The organism is Acidicapsa ligni (genome assembly GCF_025685655.1).
Taxonomy (GTDB): Bacteria; Acidobacteriota; Terriglobia; order Terriglobales; family Acidobacteriaceae; genus Acidicapsa; species Acidicapsa ligni.
Genome location: NZ_JAGSYG010000003.1, coordinates 757,903 through 780,391, shown reverse-complemented (window position 1 = coordinate 780,391; position 22,489 = coordinate 757,903). Strand labels below are relative to the sequence as shown.

Sequence of the window (22,489 nt, the reverse complement as noted above, 5' to 3'; positions counted from 1 at the left end):
CGGAGGCGAAATTCATGCTACTGCAACACACGCTACTGCAATACGACGGTGTCGCCCTCTTTGATTCCGCTGATCACTTCAGTCAACGAACCATTCGACAGTCCAACCTTTACAGGAATCTTTCGCTTGCCTTCCTTTTGCTGCTTGTCGGGAATCTCCACAAAAGCATTCTTCGAACTGTCATAGATCACTGCATTCTCCGGAATCGTCAACACGCCCTTGTGCTCATCCAGCAGAATCTCTGCATTCGCTGTCATCTGCGCTTTCAACTCTCCACCAGGATTGTTGATCGACACCCGCACTTCAAAGGTTGTGACGTTATCCTTCTCCACGCCCATCGGAGAAATTTTTGTCACCTTGCCCTGAAAATACCGGTCCCGGAAGCTCTCCACCTTGATCCGCGCGGGCTGCCCCATATAGACGTGCGCAATGTCCGCTTCATCCACCTTGCCCTTCACATAGACCTCGGTCGTATCGCCGAGCGTCATTACGAGTGTTGCCGTCGAACCCAGCACGAGGATCGAACTTACCGCATCGCCGATCTCAACATCCCGCGAAAGCACCACTCCATCCATCGGAGCAACAATCGTGGTGTAGCTCAACTGCTCATCCAACTGATTCAGAGTTGCCTGGTTCTGGGCTACCTGTGCCTTTGCCTGCTTCAACTTCGCGCCATCCACACCAATCTGCGCCTTGGCCGAATCACGCTTGTTCAACGCTGCCAGGTAGTCGCGGTTGGCATTATCCAGAGACTGCTGCGGAACCAATCCCTGCTTCACCATCTCTATATTGCGATCCAGAGTGACTTTGTACATAGGCAGGTCTGGAGCAGCGGCGGTAACCCTGTCCTGTTCCAGTGCCGCGTCAAAGTTTGAGACATTCGCTTCCGCCGCCTGCAACTGCGCTCTCTGCGCCGCTACCTGAGCTGCAATCTCCTGCTGATCGAGCTGTGCCAGCGACTGTCCCTTGTGGACGACATTGTTGATGTCCACATACAGCTTCTCCACAATGCCCGAAGCCTTTGACTTCACCTCAACCTGCGTGATCGGAGTAATCTTACCCGTTGCCACGACCGAGCGCGCCACATCGCCACGTACCACTTTGCCGAGCTTGTTTGGGTCAATCGCCGAACCAGAAGCAAGGTGGGCAATCGCCGCTCCACCCAAAGCCAACACAATTACAACAACCAAACCAGTCCACAGCCAGAATCGGCCTTTCTTACGCGCTGCAGCCACAACTGCCTCCGATAGTGCTTCTCTGGAAAATTACAAACGCAACTGATTTCCAATAAGCGTTGTAAACCAACGATACGTTGCCCCCCTGCTTTTGGTTCCACCGCGCTTATTCCTAGGGCCGCAAATCGAGCTGACTCGCCAATCAGCTATGCCGCCAAGGGGTGTTAAGCCGCTGCATCTGTTCTCAAAACAACACCAACTGTTAAACTCAGCCAGAAAGAGAGAGTGATGCACGGTCTCCCGCTGCTCCAAATCGTCGCCGTCGCCATCCTCATCCTGGCCAATGGCTTCTTCGTCGCCGCAGAGTTTGCACTTGTCTCCATGCGCGACACCCGTGTTGAGCAGCTTATCGCCGCACGCGTACCGGGAGCTAACGCTGTCCGCCGCCTTCAGCAGGATCTTGACGGATTTCTCCCCGCAGGTCAGCTCGGCGTAACGCTTTGCAGCCTGGCCCTCGGTTGGATAGGCGAACCCGTAGCTGAGGAAATTCTCTATCCGTTAATGCAGGGATTGCCGCATGCCGTCCTCTTCGCACACGTTACGGCTGTCGTAATCGGCTTCGCCCTCATCACGTACCTTCATGTCCTGCTTGGCGAACTCGTTCCCAAATCTCTGGCCCTGCGTCGCGCAGAAAACCTGGCTATCGCCATAGCTGCGCCCATGCTGCTTTTCATGGCGCTCACCCGCCCGGCTGTACGCCTCCTGCAAGGCTCCGCACGCATTGTGCTGTACCTCTTCCAGGTGCCCATGTCGCATGAGGCGGCGGTCCACTCTCCAGAAGAACTCAAACTCATCGCGACTGCGGCACGTCGCATGGGTGTCCTTCCCGCGTTTCAAGAGCGGCTCATCCATCGCGCTCTGGAACTGGACGAAACGCCTATTCGCGAGATCATGACCCCGCGCCAGAAGATCATCTCCCTGCCGGGGGATACCCTCATCGAAGCAGCCAGCGCCGCTGTGATCGATCACCAACACTCTCGCGTGCCCGTCTACGACGAAACCCGCGGCCCCGAACACATCATCGGCGTCATCTACGCCAAAGATCTGGCGCGACTCATGCATTTTCGCCGTACCGCAGGCACTCGCTCCGCCGCCGCTCCTTTTGTAGAGCTGCGACTCAGCCAGTTGATGCGCGACGTCCTCATGGTCCCTGAAACCAAAACAGTTCTGGACCTGATTCAGGACTTCCAGCAACGCCGCCGCCAGATGGCCATCGTAGTAGACGAGTACGGCTCGACCGTGGGGTTAGTCACAGTAGAAGACGCCATAGAACAACTAACCGGCGAACTCGATGACGAATTCGACGACCCAGCTCGCCCCGTCCTGACGACAGCGTCAGGTGCCTTACTGCTGGAGGGCAGCGTTAACCTTCGCGACTTGGAGACCCAGATGCAATGGCACCTGCCTCGCGAAGGCGGCGTCGAAACATTAGCCGGCTTCTTACTGATGCGATTGGGAAAAATACCAAGAGGCGGCGAAAGCATTATGTTCGAAGGCCGAAAAATGACAGTGACTGAGATGGACGGCCGCCGCATCCAGCAAGTCCGAGTAGAACCAGTCGAAGAAGATCTCCAGGGTTGAAACCGTTATCGTAAAAGCTAACCAATGAAGTCTATTCTCATCCGCGTCCTGTTAACCCTCCCAGTCGTATGGCTGGTGGTCTCGCTTGTCTTTTTGTTGATCCATTTGGTCCCTGGCGATCCTGTCCAGCAAATGCTCGGCGAGGGAGCAACCGCGTCTGATCTTTCAGCCCTGCGCCATCAATACGGACTGGATCTTCCGCTCAGCACGCAATATATCCATTACTGGCGCGACGTTCTCCACGGAGACCTGGGTCGCTCTATCCGCCTCAACGACACGGTGGTCCACCTAATATCCACCCGCTATCCCTACACCATTGAACTGACCATAAGCGCCCTGATTCTCGGGCTGCTGCTGGCCATCCCCGCGGGAGTTATGGCTGCTGTCTACCGTAGCCGCTGGCAGGATCAGGGCATAGGCCTCGTCAGCCTCTTCGGTCTGTCTGTTCCGGCCTTCGCGCTCGGGCCGATTCTGATTCTTACGTTTTCTATCAAACTTGGCTGGCTGCCGGTTTCAGGGTCGGGCTCCGGGCCACTATGGAGCTTCGATGGCTGGCCGTATCTGGTCCTGCCATCTATAGCGATGGGAGTGTCGCTTGCCGCCATCCTTACCCGCATGGTCCGCACTGCCATGCTTGAAGAACTCAACCAGGACTACATCCGCACCGCTCGCGCCAAAGGCCTGACCGAAACCGCGGTAGTTTACCGCCATGCCCTGCCCAATGCACTGGTTCCAATCGTGACCGTGGTCGGCCTGCAATTCGGCGCTCTACTCGCCGGAGCAATCGTCACCGAAACCATCTTCAGTTGGCCTGGCCTGGGACGCCTGGTAATCGCTGCCATCTCCGGCCGCGATTACGCGCTGGTGCAGGGAAGCCTGCTCGCGATTGGACTGACCTACGTTCTCGTTAACCTGCTAACTGACATTACGTATCGGTGGGTCAACCCGCGCATGAGAAGTTAGCGAATGTTTGGCGGTCTTAGGCGTTGTAAATGTAAATAATCCGGCAGGGAATGATTAGCCGATTGACTGTCCGGTCCATTCGAGCATTGCCAGCGTCAGCAAAAGTATCCGCCGCAACCCTAATTCCCGGTTCACAGCCGAATACCATTCTCCCCGCGTATGCGCTCCGCCACCGTCGCCGCCAGCTCCGAGCGAAACTGCCGGAATCCCCAGCGCCAATGGAATATTGGCATCTGTGGAACCAAGCCGCAGATCCGTACGCAGCCCAAGATGCCGATCCACAGCCCGCAACGCTTCCAATATCGGAGAATCCGGTGGGAGGTTCGCAGCGGGTCTATCGCCAATTGTTTCAATGGCAAAGCTAAGTTGATTGCGCCCTCGACCGCCTTCGCGCTTCAGTTCTCGCGCAGCAGCACGGCCATTCGCGAGATCAACTGAATCCTCCACGGCGCGATGCAAAGCTACTTCGAGCCGCACCAGTTCCCGCATATCGGTGGATCGGAAATCAACCGCCGCAGTAGCCATTTCGGGAATAGTATTCACGCTTGTTCCACCTTGAATTGTGCCCACATTCAGCGTGGTTCGAGGCTCATCGGGTACCGTGGTCTGTGCCAGGTTGGCAAGTGCTAAGCCCAATGTAGGTATAGGGTTAACTGTTCCTGAATCGGTAAAACTATGCCCGCCCGGCCCAGTAATTGTTACCTGAAAGCGCTTGCTCCCCAAGGCCTGCGTAACGGCAGTTTCAGCGCCGGCACCATCCAAAACGACATGCGCTGCAATGCGCCCTGCATATCGCGAATGCTGATAAATCTCCCGCACACCACGCAGGTCGCCTTCGCCTTCTTCGCCCACATTTCCGACAAAAACCAGCATCGCGCCCAATGGCATCTGCGCCTTCACCAGGGCGTGCGCAATCCCGAGCATTCCGATTACTCCGGCGGCGTTGTCACAGGCTCCTGGGGCCTCAAGCAAATCTCCGTTTATCAATGGTTTAAGCGGAGTGTCGGCGGGAAAAACGGTATCCAGATGAGCGGACAGCAGGACCACTGGCCCAGCCTCGGTTTCGTCCGAATCAGCCCCAGCCAGTTCGCCAAAAACATTGCCCAGTCCATCGATATCAACCGAACCGAGTCCGGCCAATCGAAACTGCTCCGCCATCCAGAGAGAGCGCATCTCTTCGCCAAACGGCGGTGCTGGAATGGTGACCAGCTCAGCCTGCCAATGCAGCATTTGCTGCCCATGCAAGTGCAGCCAGCGAAAAGCCTCATGCAAAGGCCTTTGCTCAGCAAGTGCCGTTACGCGGGAGAAAGCCGAACTGCGGCTAAGCAAAACCATAGTGTTTCAGGTTAGCAGGAAGGCGCTTAAGCTCCCGGTGGATATTCCACAGAATGCAGGAAGAGCCCACGCGCCGGCGCAGTCGGTCCGGCAGCGGAGCGTGTCTGGGCGGCGAGAATCTTCGGCATAGCATCCGCAGGGAAGTGCCCCCGAGCAATCTCCAGCATCGTCCCCACCAGGTTCCGCACCATATGGTGAAGGAATCCGTTACCTCGGACATGATAGATAAGCAGGTCGCCTGGTTCTTCGCGCCATTCTGAGGAAAAGATAGCCCGCACGTTCGAGTCGGCGGCAGCCTCATCTTCTTCAGCACGGCTACTCATATCGGGATCAGAAGCGGCGAGGCTGGTGAAGTCGTGTTCTCCAATTACCTGTTGCGCGGCTTGTTGCAAAATCGCCAGATCCAGATTCCAGACGCACAGGTGAACGTATCGAGCGAGAAACGGCGAACACAAACTCCCGCGAAAGATGCGGTACTCGTAGGTCTTTCCGATAGCGGAGTGGCGCGCGTGAAAGTCCTGTGGAACCGGCTCGGCGCGGAGGATGCGTATCGCAGGCGGCAGCGTCCGGTTGAGCGCACGCTGGAGATTTTCCGCGGGGATTGGCGCCTCCAGCATAACGCTGGCTACCTGCCCCAGAGCGTGAACCCCGGCGTCTGTTCGTCCAGAGCCTTGAGGCAGCGGCATTTCGCCCGATGCAGCCCCCAGCACCCGCCGCAGAGCGCTCTGCAGCTCTCCCTGGATCGTTTCGATGCCAGGCTGCACTTGCCAGCCGTGGTAGGCCGTGCCGTCATATGTAAGGGTGAACTTCCAGTTCTGCATCGCTGCCACAGCATAGCTTATTGAACTGGCTGAAGTTTCAAGCTGTGGAGTTGTCTGGAAGGCTTCTGCGCCGGGATATACTCAGGGGTGCCGGGGGAGCCGTAGTCTGCATTGGGTTACCGTATGGGTACGTGTAACGCAGGGACCAACAGGCGGCTGATGAGCGTGGGAACGAATTCAATACAATTGACGTATTCCCTTCCGTACCAAAAGCAGGCCAACCGATGCTTCTTCACCGCGGGCTGAATCTTGGCGGAGAGAATGAGTAGGCAAGAGCGTAATAGCGTCTTGATTGAGTGGTAACCCACATGCCTCAAGGATGAGTGGAGAGGATTCATGCATTTGTACGGGAATCGTGTCACAGAAGTAGTGAAAAGCGACGAGATCCATGACCGCGTTCGTAAGCATGGCAACAGCTCAGGCCGCCTGCGTGTTGCTGCGGTGGTTTTGCTGGGATTAACAACCGCGATGCCGCCACAGCTATTTGCCCAGCAGACTGCACCTCAGGCTGGGAACAAGGTGCTGAACGAGCTGCCATCCGAGCCAGCGCCTACGCCTACTGAGCCGCTGTTTTTACGCGACACCGAAAAAGACTTCGGCAAGGCGCATGGGATTTATCCCAACCCGCTGAGGATTTTTGAGTCGACGAAGGTGCCGGCAGCCAGCTTCATGAACTCCGTTCGTCTGACCGATCTGGTGAAGAACGGCAAGATCTACCTGAGCCTGAGCGACGCCATTACGCTGGCACTTGAGAACAACTACGATCTGGCAATTGCGCGCTACAACCTGGACATTGCAGATACAGACCTGTTGCGTGCCAAATCCGGATCGAGCCTGCGTGGCGTCAATTCGGGTATCGTGTCCAACACACTGGGTGGCAGTTCGCAGACGTTAACGGTTGGCGGCGGTCCTGGCGGCACCTCGGCAGGTGCGGCTACTGGTAGTTCCGGCCTTGTGGTTTCAACCGACGGTGCTGGGCCTCTTCCGGAAAATCTCGATCCCTACGTGACTGGCACCGTCCAGTTAGAGCGTGCCTCGGCGCCGCAGTCCAACACATTGTTTTCCGGTGGTCTGGCGGCTCTTACAACGAATACCGATCAATACAACTTCGTATACAACCAGGGATTTGTGACTGGTACGCAACTCCAGGTCGGTTTTAACAACAGCCGCATTACTACGAACAATCCATTTGCCAACTACAGCCCGGATCTTACATCGAGCTTCAAGGCTCTGTTGACGCAGCATTTATTGCAGGGCGGCGGTATCTGGGTCAACAAGCGCTTCATTCAAGAGGCGATTTACGATCGCCGCATTACGGATTCGGCCTTCCGCCAGCAGATTCTCTACACCGTCAACCAGGTAGAAAACATCTACTGGGCGCTCGTAAGTTCCTATGAGGATTTGCAGGCGAAAGAGCATGCGCTTGAGCAGAGCACCAAGGTTGCGGATGACGATCGCAGGCAGTTGGAAATCGGCACCATGGCTCCGCTGGATGTCGTGACTGCGGATTCTTCAGTGGCGGCAGACAAGCAGGCGTTGATCAGTTCACAGAGCAATCTCAACTATCAACAATTAATCATCAAGCAGGCGATTGCGCGTAATCTCAATGACCAGGCGTTGCTTGCTGCTCCGATTATCCCAACGGATCGCGTGAGCCTCGAAGAGTTGCCGGAAGAGAAACAAACTGCGGATGAGTTAGCGCAGATTGCTTTCAAACAACGACCGGAACTTGAGCAGGCCGTGCTCTCCATCAAGAAAGATGAGATCACACTGCGCGGCGCGAAGAACGGGTTGCTGCCAGTGCTGGATGGTTTTGCGTTCTACGGAGCGAGTGCGCTCGGTGGCGCTCAGAGTCCCGATGCATTGGACTTCAACACGGGCAAGCCGTACGTCCCGGGATCCTTTCCGACCGTCAACTACAGTTCGGTATTTCAGAACCTGTTCAATAGCTCGGCTCCGGACAAAGGTGCTGGCTTCAACGTGAATATCCCGCTGCGCAACAGGACGGCACAGGCAGATCGGGCTCGTTCGTTGATTGAATATCGCCAGGCGCAGTTGCGGCTTGAGCAGCTCTATACCGAGATCAAGATGCAGGTGGTCAACCAGCAGTTCGCGCTGACGAACGATCGTGCCGCAGTTCTCGCCGCCGAGGCCTCACAGAAGTTCAATGCGCAGAGTCTCGACGCTGAGCAGAAGAAGCTGCATCTTGGCGCTTCCACAACCGCGCTGGTGTTGCAGCAGTCACGCAATGTGGCGACGGCCGAGAATAGCCTGATCGCAGCCAAGGCAGCTTACGCGAAGGATCGCGCCAGCCTCTATCAATTGCTTGCCACCACGCTGCAACACTATGGCATCAGCCTTGAAGATGCGGCGACGGGCGTCGTGAAAGAAGTTCCGCTCATTCCGGGACTTGAGCCAGCGAAGCAGAGCAAGGAGCCTACGGTTCCGGATGCGAATCAGCAGCAACAGCAGCAACAGGAAATCCCCAAGGGGCCGACGATGCAGCAGACTCCGCCGCCTCAGAAATAGCCTCGCTACAGAATCAAAAAGCCCGATCCTCCATTGGAGCATCGGGCTTTTTGATTTCAGTTTTTAACGCGGCAAAATTCTACCGTTCTGCAACGAAGTCGAGCAGATCAAAGAACTCAGGGAAGCTGATCGCCGCCGATTCCGAACCGCGAATGAGTGTGTCTCCCTCGGCGCGCAGTGCGGCTACGCTGAAGGCCATCGCAATGCGGTGGTCGCCGCCGGACTCAATCGTCGCTCCATGCAGCTTCTGTCCGCCGGGTACATCCATGCCGTCCTCGTACTCGATGACTTCAGCGCCCATTGCCTTCAGGTTCTGAACGACCAGCGCGATGCGATCGGACTCCTTGACGCGCAGCTCCTGTGCATCGCGAATGCGGATGCCGCCGCTTGTATACGGAGCGATGGCCGCCAGCACGGGAAGCTCGTCGATGAGCTGTGCCGCGAGCGAGCCGGATATCGAGGTGCTGCCCAATCCTTCGGCAGGAGAAGTGACCTGCACAGTGCCAATCAACTCCGAATGCTTGTCTTCAAGATTGAGTACGCTGATCTGAAGCCCGAGAGAGGTCAGTACATCCAGCAGAGTGGCGCGCGTTGGATTGAGGCCGAGTGAGTCGAGCAACAGTTGAGAGCCGGGAAAAAGTGCAGCCGCGCAAAGAAAGAATGCCGCTGAGGAGATATCTCCGGGAACGGTTGCTTCAATCGCGGAGAGCGTCTGCGGTCCGGTGATCGAGACGGAGTTGGAGGTGCGATGAACGTTGGCTCCAAAGGCTCGCAGGGCCAGTTCGCTATGGTCGCGGGTGCGGATATCCTCGCGAATGGTTGTTGTACCGGGTGTTTGCAGCCCGGCGAGCAGGACGCAGGTTTTCACCTGTGCGCTCGGCACTGGCGTGGTGAAATCGATCGCCTGGAGCGGGCCGCCAAGAATATGGATTGGGGCATGGCCTTCCGTAAGCGTGAGCCGTGCGCCCATCTTCTCCAAGGGCTTGCGGATGCGCTCCATCGGTCGCCGGGAAAGGGAATCGTCGCCGATAAGCGTGAACTCGCCCTGCTGCGCGGCCAGCAATCCGGAAATCATACGCATGGTCGAACCTGAGTTGCCGCAATCGAGCGGTCCGGCAGGTTGCTTCACAACGCCGCCGACGCCGGTGACTTCCACTATACCGTCTTCGGTGCGAGTGACCTTGGCTCCCAGGGCTTCCATGCAGGCGAGGGTGGATGCGCAGTCAGCTCCTGTGGAAAAGTTGGAGAAGCGCGAAGTGCCCTCGGCAAAAGAGCCCAGCATGCCGTAGCGGTGACTGATAGATTTATCGCCAGGAAGGCGAAGACTGCCGTAAATATTTTTGGCGGGGCGGATGAGGCGTTCTTCAGAAACGGTGTGCACAGATACTCCGAAATTGATCTCTCTTAGAGTCTATCGAACCAGGCCGGGGAGATGGGCCACAGCCATATGAAAGCTCGTCGGAGATTATGCCGAAAGTTTTTATCGCACGCGCAGGACGAGGATGGTTTCGTCGTCAAATCGTGGCTGACCGGCTTGAAAACGGGCAACATCCGCGAAGATCGCGTCGGCAATTGCGCCGGCCGGAAGCTCGCGATGGCCGCAGAGTATCGAGGTCAGCCTCTCGGTGCCGTACATCTCGCCCTGGGCATTTTCCGCGTCCGTTATGCCATCTGAGACGAAAACGAAAGCATCGCCAGGCTGCGTAGCCACGGAAAACTCCTCGTATTCGGTGTCCGGAAACATGCCCAACGGGAAGCCTTCCGCCTTGAGGGTGGTGATTTCGCCGCCGCGACAGAAAATCGGCGGTACAGCCCCGGCGTTTGCGACCTGGAGCGTCTGGTTATCATCGTTCCAAACGCAGTACAGCATCGTTACATACTGCGAATCGAGCCTGCGCTCCTGTAGAGCGTCATTCAGCAGGCGCAGCATCTCCGCCGGGGCAGGCTTCTGTACGGCAGCCGAGCGCATGATGCCGCTGACCAGGGCTGCGAACAGCGCTGCCGGAGCAGCTTTGCCGCTGACGTCGCCCAGTACGATAGCGGAATTATTCGAGTCATACTCGACAAAGTCGTACATGTCTCCGCCGATTGCACGCGCGGGCAGGAATTTGGCGGCAAATTCGCCATGCACGTGAATGGGACATGCTGCCGGTAACAGGCGCAACTGCACCTGTCGGGCCATCGACAGATCGCGTTCCAATTGCTGTTCGTGCCGCACAACCTGCTGGTATAACCGCGCGTTCTCAATCGCAATGGCTATCTGCGCGGCCAGGGTGATCAGCGTACGCTCGTGGCGCTCCTGAAAATAGCCGGTGCGCACGTGCTCAAGGTCGAGAACGCCGATCACGCGATTCTTATAGAAGAGCGGCACCACCATCTCCGAGCGTGTCTCGGGATTCATCATGTGGTAGCGGGGATCTTCACTCACGTCGGGAACATTGATCAGGCGCCACTCGCGCACCGCCGCGCCCACTATCCCCGTCTCAACCGGCAGCCAGCGCGAGGGCGTGCTTGCATGCCCAAACCGCCAGGTGTAGCGAGTTACGAGCCGTTGCCCGGTGGAGTCGATCAGCATGATTGAAAACATCTGGTAATCGATCAAACGCCGCAGCAGTTGACCGATGCGTTCAAAAAGCTGGTCGAGGTCGAGGATGGATGTCAGCTCCACCGCGATCTCGTTCAACACCTCAAGCGCCTGCGCCTGCCGTGTCACGCGGGAATAGAGGCGCGCATTCTGGATCGACTGAGCGATGCGCGACGCCGTTAGTGTGAGCAGGTGCAGATGCTCGGGGCGGAAATAGCCAGCCTGCTCGCTCTCAATATCCAGCACACCGATCAGCTTGTTCTTGTTGATGAGGGGCACGGCGAGTTCGCTGCGCACCGCTTCGTTTGCCGCAATATAGTTCTCGGCATTTGCAACATCGTTCAGCAGGATAGCCTGCCTGGTCTTGGCGACCTGACCGACCACGCCTTCTCCGATGGGAATGCGAAGCCGCTCAATCTCTGGCGTGTGGCCGATCTGAAAGCGCATCCGCAGCTCCTGGCTGCGTTCGTCGACCAGCAGAATGGCAAAGATGCGGTACTGAATCACGACGCGAACGAGCTCCGAAGTTCGATTCAGCAGGGTGCGCAGGTCGAGCGTTGTGTTCAGTGCTTCTGAGAGCCGGAGCAGGTAGCTGTAGTCGCCGGGCTCCACGCGGGCGTTGATCGGATCCAGATAGGTGCCGGTGCCGACTGGCGGACGATAATCCCCCTCCAGCTCGGAGTCGGGGATGCTCTCGGGCGCTGGTTCCGATGGTGAAGCGGGGGGTGGCAGCTTTTTCAGCATTGGGTGTGATTGTATCGGAATGTGGTCGAAGATAGATTCGACTTCTGGGTTTGTATGTTCGTGGTTTGCACGTTTGTGGTTTACATCTGCGTGGTTCGCACAAGGTTGCGCCCGGTTTCAATTCGAAAACCGGGCACAGGGAACAGTTCCTGATTTCGATGAGGCTATTCGGCGCCCAATTCGCGGACGATAGCCACAGAGGCGGATGCTCCGATACGGTTGGCTCCTGCTTCAAGCATGGTGCGGACATCGGCCAGCGTACGAATGCCGCCTGAGGCTTTCACTCCGGATCGCGCACCGGCGACTCCACGCAGCAGAGCTACGTCGGCCGCGGTTGCTCCGCCGGTAGAGAAGCCGGTAGAGGTCTTGAGAAAATCTGTGCCCGCCTGGATGGCAATCTCCGAAGCGCGAAGCTTTTCTTCAACCGAGAGAAGGCATGTTTCCAAAATGACCTTGAGCAGCGCTCCATGATCGTGGACGACCTCGGCTACTCCTCTGATCGTTCGCTCGACGGCAGCATGTTCACCGCTCTTCAACTGCCCAATGGAGATGACCATGTCCAGCTCTTTCGCACCGAGCCGAGCCAGGGACGCTGCCTCATGGCGCAGGGTTGAAGCAAGCGTTGCACCTAACGGGAAGCCGATAACCACTCCGACGGGAACGCCGGTTCCAGCGAGCAGGGAAGCGGCGGTCGAAACCCAGACCGGGTTCACCATGGCGCAGGCGAAGCGATACCGGATGGCTTCGTCGCATAGATTTTCAACCTGAGTGCGAGTCGCTTCCGGCTTCAGCAGTGTGTGGTCGATCACCGCAGCCAGGGGAAGTGGGCCAGACAATGCTTCCGCGGCAAAACCTGCGGCGTCAAAGTAGCCGTTATCAAAATCGAGATCAATATCCCGGACGAGGGGATCGGTCATTTGGGTCAAGGTAGACATCTTTGATACTCCTGGGGTTCCAGCTTGCCTGAGGTTATTCTTCGCACCGGAACAGGAGTATATCGCTATTCCGGTGCGCCTGGGGGCATAAGACAGATATCGGGGAGATTGCGGTAGCGTTCCGCATAATCCATTCCGTACCCGACCACGAACAGGTTCGGGATAGAGAAACCAATATAATCGGCCTCTATCTTTTCGATGCGTCTTGAGGGCTTATCGAGCAGTGCTGCGATCCTCAAACTTTTTGGATGGTGCTGAAGGAAGATTTTGCGCAAATAGGTCAGCGTCAAACCGGTGTCGAGTATGTCTTCTACAACAAGAACATTCTTGCCCTCAACCGGCTCGTCCAGATCTTTGATGAGCTTTACCGCGCCTGAGGTGCGGTTGCTTTTCCCATAGCTTGAAACGGCAACGAAATCGAATGTAGTGTCCACAGTGACTGCACGAGCCAGGTCAGCTAAAAACGGGGCCGCGCCTTTCAGCACTCCCACCATGACCAACTTTTCTCCGGCAAGATCTTTTGTGATCTGCTCACCAATCTGACGCACCCGCTCGGCAATCTGCTCACGGGTATAGAGGACCTCAAGGCCCTGGTAGGTAGGGTTAGCCATGTCAAGTAGTATCACCCGTGACACGCCCGGTAGCCAACCCGGGATCATCTTGCCTGTCGACGCGTGACAGAGTCAGGCCGATCCCCGTCTATACTCTGAATAGCGATGCTGCCCTACATACACATTGGAATTCATTTTGTTCTTCACTTTGGCGGTCGACTGATTCCGGTCGGTCCGTGGAACGTGCCCACCTTTGGCCTGATGCTCTGGGTTGCTACCGTCTGCGGCGCCATCGTCATGCACCTGAGCTTTCGCCGCGAACATATCGACGCGGACGCTCTGGGCATTGTCGCCATGACCGTCGTCGCCGGCATCATCGGAGCCAAGCTCTGGCATGTGCTTGATTCTCCACAGGAGTTTCAATTGGATGGCTGGTCGGTTCTCTGGTCCACAGGAGGATTCGCCTGGTTTGGTGGCCTGGTGGCTGGTATCGTGGCCCTCATCCTGCAAGGCCGGTCTGCTGGCCTTGGCGGTCTTCGTACTCTGGATCTCGCAGCCCCGGCGGCTGCTGTCGGGTATGCGATGGGCCGCATCGGCTGCTTCACCTCGGGCGATGGCGACTATGGAATTCCGAGCAATCTCCCCTGGGCTATCGGCTTCCCTGATGGAATCGTGCCAACTCCTCCGGGCGTTCGTGTGCATCCCACGCCTATTTATGAACTGATCGTAGGACTGCTCATTGCGTGGTGGCTCTGGCATCGCGCAGGCAAAAAGACCGGACGGTCGCTTGGGACAGGTGCAATTGTCGGAGAGTACTTGCTGTTGACTGGAGCAGCTCGCTTTCTGGTTGAATTTATTCGTCGTAATCCTAAGATAATAATTGGGTTATCGAATGCGCAGTTGGCCAGCCTGGGGTCGGTTGCCGCGGGTCTGCTCCTAATGTGGTACGCCGCATCCAGGGCCAAGCGAAGCCCGGAAGATTCCGCTCGAATCGCCAAAGTGGCTTAGCCAAATTTAACAGCCAAACTTAATAGCCAGGTCTGATTCTCGGGCCTGGCTATTAAGTTTGGCCTGTTTGAACGATCTAGTTGGTTGACTCCCAATCGCAGACAATCTCGCGATGTTCCGTCGAGCTTTGTTCGGCCCAATCCAGAACTTTAGCTGCGCGAAGAGCGTCGATTGCCTCCACTGGCGGGGCTGCTTTGCCGATAATTGCATCGCGCGCTCCGGAGTAGTACAGCCTGTAGTCCCCGGGAATCGGTTCGATCGGCTGGCTGACCATGTTGCCATCCACATCGATGGCCAGAGTGCCCCAGCCCGAGGATGGTTCTACGCCCCAGCCCGGTTCCTCGATACGGAAGATTTCCTTCAGCCGTGCTTCCTGGGGATCCAGCCCCCATTTCAGATATCCACCCCTGGTTCCACGCACGTTGTAATGTGGCCGGGGCATCGCTGCCAGGCAATTCGCTGTCAGCGTCGCCGTCATGTGCGAATATCTCAGGCGAACTGTGAATGAGTCATTGGCCACAGCCCAGGGGCGTTCACAGATTACCTCGGCACTGACAGAGAGGGGCAGGCCAAATAACTGTAGAGCTTCATCTACAAGGTGAGTTCCAAGGTCTAACAGAATGCCACTTCCGGGCCCAGCGGTCTCACGCCAGGCACTTCCTCGGGGAAGTGGACGCCAGCGATCGAAGGTGGCTTCAAAAGAGACAATCTCGCCCAGTCTCTCTTCATGTAAAAGCTTCTTAAGTGTCCGGAAACCGTTGTCCCAGCGACGGTTATGGTATGGCATGACGTATCTTCCGACCTCTTTCGCATGGGCGATGAGATCGGCGATTTCTGCGGGAGTAATCCCAACCGGCTTGTCCACTACGACATGTCGGCCTGCGGCGAGTGCTTCGTGGGCCTGAGGAACGTGAAGCGTATTGGGGGTGGCGACGACGATCAGCTCAAGCGTGGTGTCGGCCAGCATGGCTTCGAGGGATGTGTAGGTTGTGATGTCGGGATACATCAGCTCGGCGTTGCGGGTATGCCGCTCAACGACTGCTGCCAGCTCCAGTCCATCGACTGCTGTGATCATTGGCGCGTGGAAGACTTTCCCGGCCATGCCGAATCCAACCAACCCCACACGAATCATTTGCCCACTGCCTCCGGTTGCTCCAACTTGCATCCGAGTCTAGCAGTTCGGGCTTTATATGGGTCTGTAGATTTTCCACAGGCTGGGACGATATCGAAAGTCCACAGCCTGTGATTTTGGAATGAGATGCTTGAGGCTAATACTTAAAGTTATTTCTTAAGTAGGAGCAATTGCCCGACGTGGTAGGAGAGATGGCTGGTTCTGCTCAGCAAAATGGCCAGTCGGTTGCGATGAGGTTCTTTGGCGAAATCTTCTTCGGATACGGCTGAGTGGCGCTCCAGCCATTCCGAGGGTGTCAGCTTTGAGAGCAGCTCAGTCAGTTCAGCGTGCGTATCTTTCCAGCCCTGACGCAGCTCCCCGATGGAAGGCAGATCGGTAACTGCGCCATCAGGCTGCTTCACAAACGTTTCACGTAAGGATTCGAAACGAGCCTCGCCCAGGCGTAACTGTGGAATGATCGCGTCATCCACAACGAGAAGATGGCCGAACAGGTAGATGGCGCGGTTCTTGCCGGGTGCGATCTCCTGCAGCATCTGCTCATCGCTTAAGGAATTGAAAAACTTTGTCGCACGGGCCGCCCATTGTTCCCAGGCGGTGATGGCTGTTTTGACAAAAATCTGTTCATTGGAGAGTTCAGTAGTCATTCGAGAAAGTCTTTCCTGGTCCTGGAAATTTGGGTGAGTCCTTCCTTGGATGCGTGGAAGACTTTCTCGAATCAAAAATACGCCAGCTTCGCGATGTCGAACAGCGATGTCGAACTTAGTGCCCAGCCGGAGCCTTGCCTCCGACCTTAAAGGCACGGATGCAAAGCGCTACCGGAATCATTGCAAACGTCAGCCAGCCGATCACGCGGAAGCAGTCCATAAAGCCGAGCAGTCGCGTCTGGTTGCCCAACTCGGTGTAGTAGTGAAGGTAGGCTGCGCGCGTCGAATCTGCCGTGGAGTAACCGTGGGCCGCAAGGTAAGCGGACATTGATTTCACCGACTGCTGCAGGCTGCCGTTAGAGCCAGGCAGATTGCCGCCGACAACGGACTGGTGGAAGTTCTGACGACGCTCGCTAAGGGCAGTGACCAGCGCGATGCCAAAGCTGCCGCCCCAGTTGCGGAAGAGGTTAGTGAGACTCGATGCGCGATTGTTCTGGTCTGGCCTGAGCTGAGAGTAGGCGATTACCGAAATCGGCACGAAAAAGAAGGCATAGCCAAATCCTTGCAGGCAGCGTGCCAGGGCGTAGTGATTGTAGTCCGTCTGCAAGGTAAACCCGCTGTAGTTCATCATCGCGCCGGTCACGACCAGCAGGCTGAAGATGAGCAGCACTTTGGGACGGACAAGCCCACGCTGAATCAACTGGGCACCTACCGGAGCGAGCAGCGTAATTACAAAGGCTCCCGGTCCAAGGACCAATCCGGCATCGATTGCCCGATAGCCGTAAAGCGATTGCAAAATCTGCGGGATCATCGTTGTGGTGGCGAACAGTCCCACACCGAAGATGAAGTAGAACGCTGTCGCGATGGCGAAGTTCCGATTGGCCAGCAGGCGCAGGTCGATGATTGGATCGTCATGCGTCAGCTCCCAATAGATGGCGAGAGCCCAGCAGGCGATCGAGATGGCGAACATCCACGAAATGAACGGACTGCCAAACCAGTCGTCGATCTGGCCGCGATCCAGGAAAAGCTCCAATGTTGCTGAGCCAACTCCAACCAGCAGAATGCCGATTGTATCGATGCGCAGACCACCGGATTCGCGCGCCTTCTTACGCTCGGCCTCAAAAGCCGGTGGGTCGTGCACGAAGCGGCTGGTCAGAAATAGTGAGAGGATTCCGATGGGCAGATTGATCAGAAACACCCAGCGCCAGTTGTAGTTATCCGTGATCCAGCCGCCGAGCACGGGACCAATAGCCGGGGCGGTCACAATTGCGATGGTATAAAGTGCAAAAGCTGAGGCTCGTTTCGCTGGCGAAAAAGTGTCAACCAGGATCGATTGCTCGACCGGTGCCAGCCCGCCGCCGCCAATTCCCTGGAGTACGCGGCTGATCAGCAGCACTCCCAGGCTGGGCGCCAGTCCGCAAAATAGCGAAGTGATGGTGAACAGCGCGACGCAGCCCATGTAGTAATTTTTTCGCCCGAAGACACGGCTGAAGAACGCGCTCATCGGCAGGATGACCGCGTTCGCCACAAGGTATGTCGTCAGGATCCAGGTTACCTCGTCAAAGCTGCGGCCGAGGCCTCCAGCAATGTAGGGTAGCGAGACGTTCGCGATTGAAGTATCGAGGAGTTCCATGAACGTAGCCAGCGTTACCGTCAGCGCTACAACCCACGGATTGATAGGCTTTCTGGCTCTTGACACTATGCCTGAAACGCCGGATTGTGGTGCCGGAAGTACATTGGCTGCGGCCATGAAGCGACAATTCCTTTTGCTTGAAGCTGCTCATTATTTGAGACCAATTGGTCGCAATAAGATGCAAGAAAAGAAAGGGTGAAATGTCACCGGTGAGGCAATAGCCTACGAGAGATTAGAAAAGCAGAGGCATCTCATTGGTTGAGTTCTTTGTTTTGCGGGCAGGTTTCGTTTGCGATTGGCGGACTTCCGATTCGAGATACCGGTTCAGATATTCAACCGTATGGTGCAATGCCTGATCGTTGTGCTCGATTCGACTGATGAGCATCGCGCCTTCCAGTGCGCCGATGATGTGGTTTGCAACTTGTGCAGGATTCACGTCTGCACGAACTGTCCCGGCCAGAATGCCTTCCGCGAGGACGTTTTGCAAAAACGATTGCCAGTTGCGAAGCGCCTTGCAGACTCGTTCGCGCAGAACCGGGTTGCCATTATCGGAGTCGACGGCGGTATTGAGCAGCGGACATCCGCCGGGCATGCCACTTCGAGTTGTGAAGTTGGCGACATGTTGCTTGATGCGATCGACCTGGTCGGGAATCATATCCAGATTCTGACGCCGCTTGGCTGTGGCGTAGGTCCAGGCGTAGTCGAATGCCTCGGCGGCCAGCTCTTCTTTGCTCTCGAAATGGCGGTAGATGCCGCCCTTTTCAAGACCGGTCGCGCTCATGATGTCCTGGATGGAGCAGCCTTCGTAGCCGCGTTTATTGAAGAGGGGAGCGGCTTCAGCGATGATGCGCTGGCGGGTTTCCTCGCCTTTGGACTTAACTGTATTCATAATCAGACCTGCGGACAGTAGAAGAAACCGTCCGGTCTCAAATTATAGCACCGGCCTGTTTTTGCGGAATCAGGGGTTAGCGCGCAGCAGTGCTCTTGGTGCGGTCAACCGCCAGGCTCGACGAATAAGTTCACCGAGGACTTCGTCGCTGACCTTGGGTAGTTCAACCCCTACCCAACCTTTGACTCCGACATACGGAGGCTTGAAGTATGTTCCGGGAGCCTCGGCAATCATTGCTTCCTGAGCGCCGCGTATCGCTGGAATCCAGATGGCGGTGTGGCCATCGCTGTGATGGTTGTTGGCCACCATTACGAAAACGCGTTTTTGAACAAAAAAGGTGGGCTCGCCGTGGGAGAGTTTTTCTGAGGTGCCGGGGAGCGCCAACGCGCATCTGCGAACCCGGCCGATTTCATCTTCAGCGATGGTGATTTCTGGGGACATACTCAGACTAGTTTAGCCGAGCAGTTTGTATTTGGTTTCGGCCAGGCGATAGAGGCGGCGCCAGACCAGCCGGTTCATGCTGACCACCATGAGCGAAATCAGGATCGTAGCCAGTAGCAAAATTGGCAGGTGATTGCTGTCGGTAGCAGCTTGAATCTGCGCGCCTAGCCCGATTGTGGAAAGGGTATGGTCGTTCAGCTTGGAATACTCGGCGAAGACCGAGGCGTTCCATGCGCCACCGGAGGCAGTGACCATGCCGGTAATGAGGTAGGGGAATATGCCGGGCAGGATCAGGGTGGTCCAGCGTTGCCAGCGGGTGAAGCGATAGAGCGAGGCAGCTTCGCGCAGGTCTGAGGGGATGGACATGGCTCCGGCGATCACGTTGAACAGGACATACCACTGGGTACCGAGAAGCATCAGTGCGATGGATCCAACGCCGAGGCCGCCGCCGATTTTGACCAGTCCGATGAGCAGGATTGGGAAAAACGCGGTGGCTGGGACGGACGCCATGACCTGGGCGACTGGCTGTACGACCCGCGCCAGCTTGGGGTTGAATCCAATGGCTACGCCGACGGGAATTGTCCATGCGGCAGAGATCAGCAGGGAAGCGTTGACGCGAAGGAAGGTTGCGCCTGCACCTTCGAGCAGCAGTTTCAGGTCGGCCCAGGTAATCTGCCGAAGCATGATGATGGCCTGGACTGCTCCCCAGCCGACGAGAGCCAGAGCGACGGCCGCGACAATCCAAAGGCCGATGGAGTTCTTGTGTTTGCTTTCGTCCTCATCCAACGGCTGTACGACACGACAGGAGGCGGTCTTCGACATGCGCCGGTAGATGGGTTCTTCGATGCTTGTCCAAACGCGGCCCGGTATGGAACTCAGAAGAGTCGAGCGCTGCAGCAGGGTAAGAATGGGAGACGTGACGCGATCAGCCGACTCAACCTGCTCGAACTTGAATTTGTCGCTCCATGCAATAAGAGGCCGCCAGAGTAACTGGTCGGTGGCGATCACGATCAGGATTACAACTACGATTCCGGCGACCAGGGCGCGGATGTCTCCGGAGTCTGTCGCTGTTTTGAGGTAGCTACCCAGGCCGGGAAGCTGGAAGTTGCGGTCGCCCATGGTGAACATCTCGCAGGCGATGAGTGCAAACCAGCCGCCTGCCACGGATACGATCGAGTTCCAGACCAGGCCGATGGTGGCATTGGGCATCTCCAATTGCCAGAATCGTTGCCAGGGAGAGTAGCGATAGATGCGCGATGCTTCCAGCATTTCCTTGGGGATATTTTTCAAGGAGGAGTAGAAGCTGAACGCCAGATTCCAGACCTGGCCGGTGAAGATCAGCAGGATGACGCCGAGTTCAATGCCGAGTTGATGGCCGGGGATCAGGGCGACCATTGCCAGGACAACCGGAGGCAGAAAGCTGAGTACGGGGATGGACTGGAGAATATCCAGGGTGGCGACCATCCAGCCTTCAACACGAGGGTTGTAGGCGGCGGTGTAGCCATAGGTGATGGCGAAAGCCAAGCTCAGCAGGTACGCGATTCCGATGCGTACGACCGAGTAAAAGGCGTACACGGGCAAAGCGTGAATTGAGTGGGAGATTGGAACGACCGGGACTGGCGCGCCCAGCCAATAGGCGCCGGTGTGGACGATGGCGAAGAAGATGGCCAGCCCGCAGGCGGCGATGCCCACGTCGATGACGACGGGCCATGTCCGAACGGTGACCAGCGACCGGGCGAACGGGTGCTGGAGCGGGCTCTGAAGTTTCATTCAGCACCCTCTTCGCTGGCAACTACCTCTTCCTGCGGCTCGGGCAGGATGAAGCGCCGACGAGAGGCGTCGAAGTCGAAGAGCTCTGCATAGCGGCCCCAGTTGACGGCGGTTTCTACCTGGCGCTGGCTTTCATCGGCGCTGAACTGCTCGTCGAGCATGTCGAGGAAGAATTCCTCTGGAACGGTGTGGTCGCTCTTGGTATCGAGGGCGCGGCGAATCTGGCGCAGGAGCAGTACATGCTCTGTCGCCGCCACGCGGAAGAGCTCTTTCTGGTGGAGAATTTCTGAATTGGCGTAGGCCGATCCGGTGGGAGTGATGGCGGCGTCGCCTTCTTCGATCTTGAGAAATCCGAGTAATTGGGCGGCGTCGACGATGGGCAGCAGGTCGTCGATCTCGAAGGCCAGATCGTCGGCCAGGCGATAGATATCGTCCTTGCCACCTTTGTCGAGCAGAAGTTCGAGCAGACCGGCGACGCCTCCGGGCCGCGCGTGAGGCAGCATCTGGTAGTGCATCTGACGCTGGTCGCGGACTGGTTTGCCGGTAGTCTGATCGGGTGCGGCCGGGACGACTTCAGGCCGGGTGAGAACCTTGTAGATGTAATCAACGAGGTGGGTGAAGGGCTCGGATTTCCGATCACGCGGGTGCTGCAGTTGTACTTTGAAGTCTGTCCGAATGTGACCTGGGTTACGCCCGAGCACGATGATGCGGTCGGCGAGCAGGACAGCTTCCTCAATGTTGTGGGTGACGATGAAGACGGCCTTGGTGGGCATGGTCTTCTTGGCCCATAGTTCCAGGAGTTCGCTGCGCAGGTTCTCGGCGGTCAGGACATCGAGCGCTGAGAACGGCTCGTCCATGAAGAGCACTTCTGGTTCGACAACCAGGGCGCGGGCAAAGCCGACACGCTGCCGCATGCCGCCGGAGAGCTCCTTGGGGAATGCTGCCTGGAATCCGTCCAGACCGACTGTGTCCAACATGCGCAGGCTGCGTTCGCGGCGCGCCTCGGGCTCAACGCCCCGGGCCTGCAGGGGAGCTTCGACGTTCTCGAGTACGGTCAGCCATGGAAACAGGGCGAAGCTCTGGAAGACGATGGAGACGTTGATTTCAGCGTCGGCGATAGGCTTTTCATGCCAGTAGACCTGGCCTGCGCTGGGTTTGGAGAGGCCGGTGAGCATACGCAGCATGGTCGATTTGCCGGAGCCTGAAGGGCCAAGCAGGGCGAGGATTTCGCCGGGGACGATTGAGAGATCCGTCGGAGAGATGACCTGGATACGATTCTGGCTCGGCTGGGCGTAGTACTTTTCGATCTGCTCGGCGCGAATGATCGGGCTGACCTGGCTCGTACTGACCTGGCTCGTGCTGTTGTTGGCAGCTTCCTGCATCAGACAGTCTCCGGAATTCAGTGTGTCAAGGCTCTGCCTGTGACGTGTTTAAGGGTTCCAATTAGTTTATTGCAGATGAGTTGCAGAACGATGAATGGTTACAACTCATGTTATAAGGTTTTGAGCAACCCGTGTTCCGCCAGACGAACTTAACCGCTGTGTCGCTGCGTGGTTAAACTAAAGATGCCTTGGAGTATTGAAAAGGTTTTGAAATCTGGCACGGGGTGAACAAAAGAAGGGCAATTATGTCGCTGATCTCTCGCCACAGCGTATCATTCTTCTAGTGCAATCCGAATGTTCCTTTGTCCATTC

General features: G+C 57.0%; 18 protein-coding genes. 4 read left to right on the top strand and 14 right to left on the bottom strand.

The window, feature by feature from the left end:
* Positions 1–32 precede the first annotated feature (32 nt).
* Entirely contained in the window at positions 33–1,235 is a 1,203-nt protein-coding gene (locus OHL19_RS13535) for an efflux RND transporter periplasmic adaptor subunit (protein WP_263358230.1), read from the bottom strand.
* Positions 1,236–1,463: 228 nt separating this feature from the next.
* On the opposite strand from OHL19_RS13535, the gene OHL19_RS13530 reads away from it, so the two are divergent.
* Together OHL19_RS13530 and OHL19_RS13525 are read left to right on the top strand one after the other, a co-directional pair.
* The gene (locus OHL19_RS13530; RefSeq protein ID WP_263358229.1) at positions 1,464–2,816 is read left to right on the top strand and encodes a hemolysin family protein; all 1,353 of its coding nucleotides are present in this window, start codon (positions 1,464–1,466) and stop codon (positions 2,814–2,816) included.
* Between the two features lie 24 nt (positions 2,817–2,840).
* A complete protein-coding gene (locus OHL19_RS13525) occupies positions 2,841–3,779 on the top strand; it encodes an ABC transporter permease (RefSeq protein WP_263358228.1) in 939 nt (312 codons plus the stop codon).
* Positions 3,780–3,833: 54 nt separating this feature from the next.
* Here OHL19_RS13525 and OHL19_RS13520 read toward each other — a convergent pair whose 3' ends face one another.
* Positions 3,834–5,114, bottom strand: a complete 1,281-nt coding sequence (locus OHL19_RS13520; RefSeq protein ID WP_263358227.1) for a M20/M25/M40 family metallo-hydrolase — start codon at positions 5,112–5,114, stop codon at positions 3,834–3,836.
* Between the two features lie 26 nt (positions 5,115–5,140).
* Entirely contained in the window at positions 5,141–5,935 is a 795-nt protein-coding gene (gene truA, locus OHL19_RS13515) for a tRNA pseudouridine(38-40) synthase TruA (protein ID WP_263358226.1), read from the bottom strand.
* Positions 5,936–6,271: 336 nt separating this feature from the next.
* Here truA and OHL19_RS13510 point away from each other — a divergent pair, with 336 nt between their 5' ends.
* Entirely contained in the window at positions 6,272–8,464 is a 2,193-nt protein-coding gene (locus tag OHL19_RS13510) for a TolC family protein (protein WP_263358225.1), read from the top strand.
* A 79-nt stretch (positions 8,465–8,543) separates the two neighbouring features.
* On the opposite strand, the gene aroA is transcribed toward OHL19_RS13510, so the two are convergent.
* From aroA to hpt, 4 genes are all read right to left on the bottom strand, one after another.
* Complete coding sequence (gene aroA, locus OHL19_RS13505; RefSeq protein ID WP_263358224.1) at positions 8,544–9,845, bottom strand: 3-phosphoshikimate 1-carboxyvinyltransferase; 1,302 nt, start codon at positions 9,843–9,845, stop codon at positions 8,544–8,546.
* 99 nt (positions 9,846–9,944) lie between these two features.
* Positions 9,945–11,792, bottom strand: a complete 1,848-nt coding sequence (locus tag OHL19_RS13500) for a GAF domain-containing SpoIIE family protein phosphatase (protein WP_263358223.1) — start codon at positions 11,790–11,792, stop codon at positions 9,945–9,947.
* A 164-nt stretch (positions 11,793–11,956) separates the two neighbouring features.
* Positions 11,957–12,727, bottom strand: a complete 771-nt coding sequence (gene deoC / locus OHL19_RS13495) for a deoxyribose-phosphate aldolase (RefSeq protein ID WP_263358222.1) — start codon at positions 12,725–12,727, stop codon at positions 11,957–11,959.
* A gap of 65 nt (positions 12,728–12,792) precedes the next feature.
* On the bottom strand, positions 12,793–13,338 hold the full coding sequence (hpt, locus tag OHL19_RS13490) for a hypoxanthine phosphoribosyltransferase (protein ID WP_263358221.1): 546 nt from the start codon (positions 13,336–13,338) through the stop codon (positions 12,793–12,795).
* Positions 13,339–13,443: 105 nt separating this feature from the next.
* On the opposite strand from hpt, the gene OHL19_RS13485 reads away from it, so the two are divergent.
* Complete coding sequence (locus OHL19_RS13485) at positions 13,444–14,286, top strand: prolipoprotein diacylglyceryl transferase (protein ID WP_263358220.1); 843 nt, start codon at positions 13,444–13,446, stop codon at positions 14,284–14,286.
* Positions 14,287–14,362: 76 nt separating this feature from the next.
* Here the strand turns inward: OHL19_RS13485 and OHL19_RS13480 are convergent, their stop codons facing one another.
* The 7 genes from OHL19_RS13480 to OHL19_RS13450 form a co-directional block, all read right to left on the bottom strand.
* Positions 14,363–15,418, bottom strand: coding sequence for a Gfo/Idh/MocA family oxidoreductase (locus OHL19_RS13480; protein WP_263358219.1), 1,056 nt, complete (start codon positions 15,416–15,418; stop codon positions 14,363–14,365).
* Positions 15,419–15,567: 149 nt separating this feature from the next.
* Positions 15,568–16,062 (bottom strand): DinB family protein, encoded by a 495-nt coding sequence (locus OHL19_RS13475; RefSeq protein ID WP_263358218.1) that lies wholly within the window; start codon positions 16,060–16,062, stop codon positions 15,568–15,570.
* Positions 16,063–16,177: 115 nt separating this feature from the next.
* Positions 16,178–17,812, bottom strand: coding sequence for a DHA2 family efflux MFS transporter permease subunit (locus OHL19_RS13470; RefSeq protein WP_263358217.1), 1,635 nt, complete (start codon positions 17,810–17,812; stop codon positions 16,178–16,180).
* A gap of 115 nt (positions 17,813–17,927) precedes the next feature.
* Positions 17,928–18,584, bottom strand: a complete 657-nt coding sequence (locus tag OHL19_RS13465) for a TetR/AcrR family transcriptional regulator (protein WP_263358216.1) — start codon at positions 18,582–18,584, stop codon at positions 17,928–17,930.
* A 69-nt stretch (positions 18,585–18,653) separates the two neighbouring features.
* Positions 18,654–19,025, bottom strand: a complete 372-nt coding sequence (locus OHL19_RS13460) for an MmcQ/YjbR family DNA-binding protein (RefSeq protein ID WP_263358215.1) — start codon at positions 19,023–19,025, stop codon at positions 18,654–18,656.
* Between the two features lie 12 nt (positions 19,026–19,037).
* Positions 19,038–20,795: an ABC transporter permease gene (locus OHL19_RS13455; protein WP_263358214.1), complete on the bottom strand. Its 1,758-nt coding sequence runs from the start codon at positions 20,793–20,795 to the stop codon at positions 19,038–19,040.
* Positions 20,792–22,177: an ABC transporter ATP-binding protein gene (locus OHL19_RS13450; RefSeq protein WP_263358213.1), complete on the bottom strand. Its 1,386-nt coding sequence runs from the start codon at positions 22,175–22,177 to the stop codon at positions 20,792–20,794. The genes OHL19_RS13455 and OHL19_RS13450 overlap by 4 nt, the downstream gene beginning before the upstream one ends.
* Positions 22,178–22,489 lie beyond the last annotated feature (312 nt).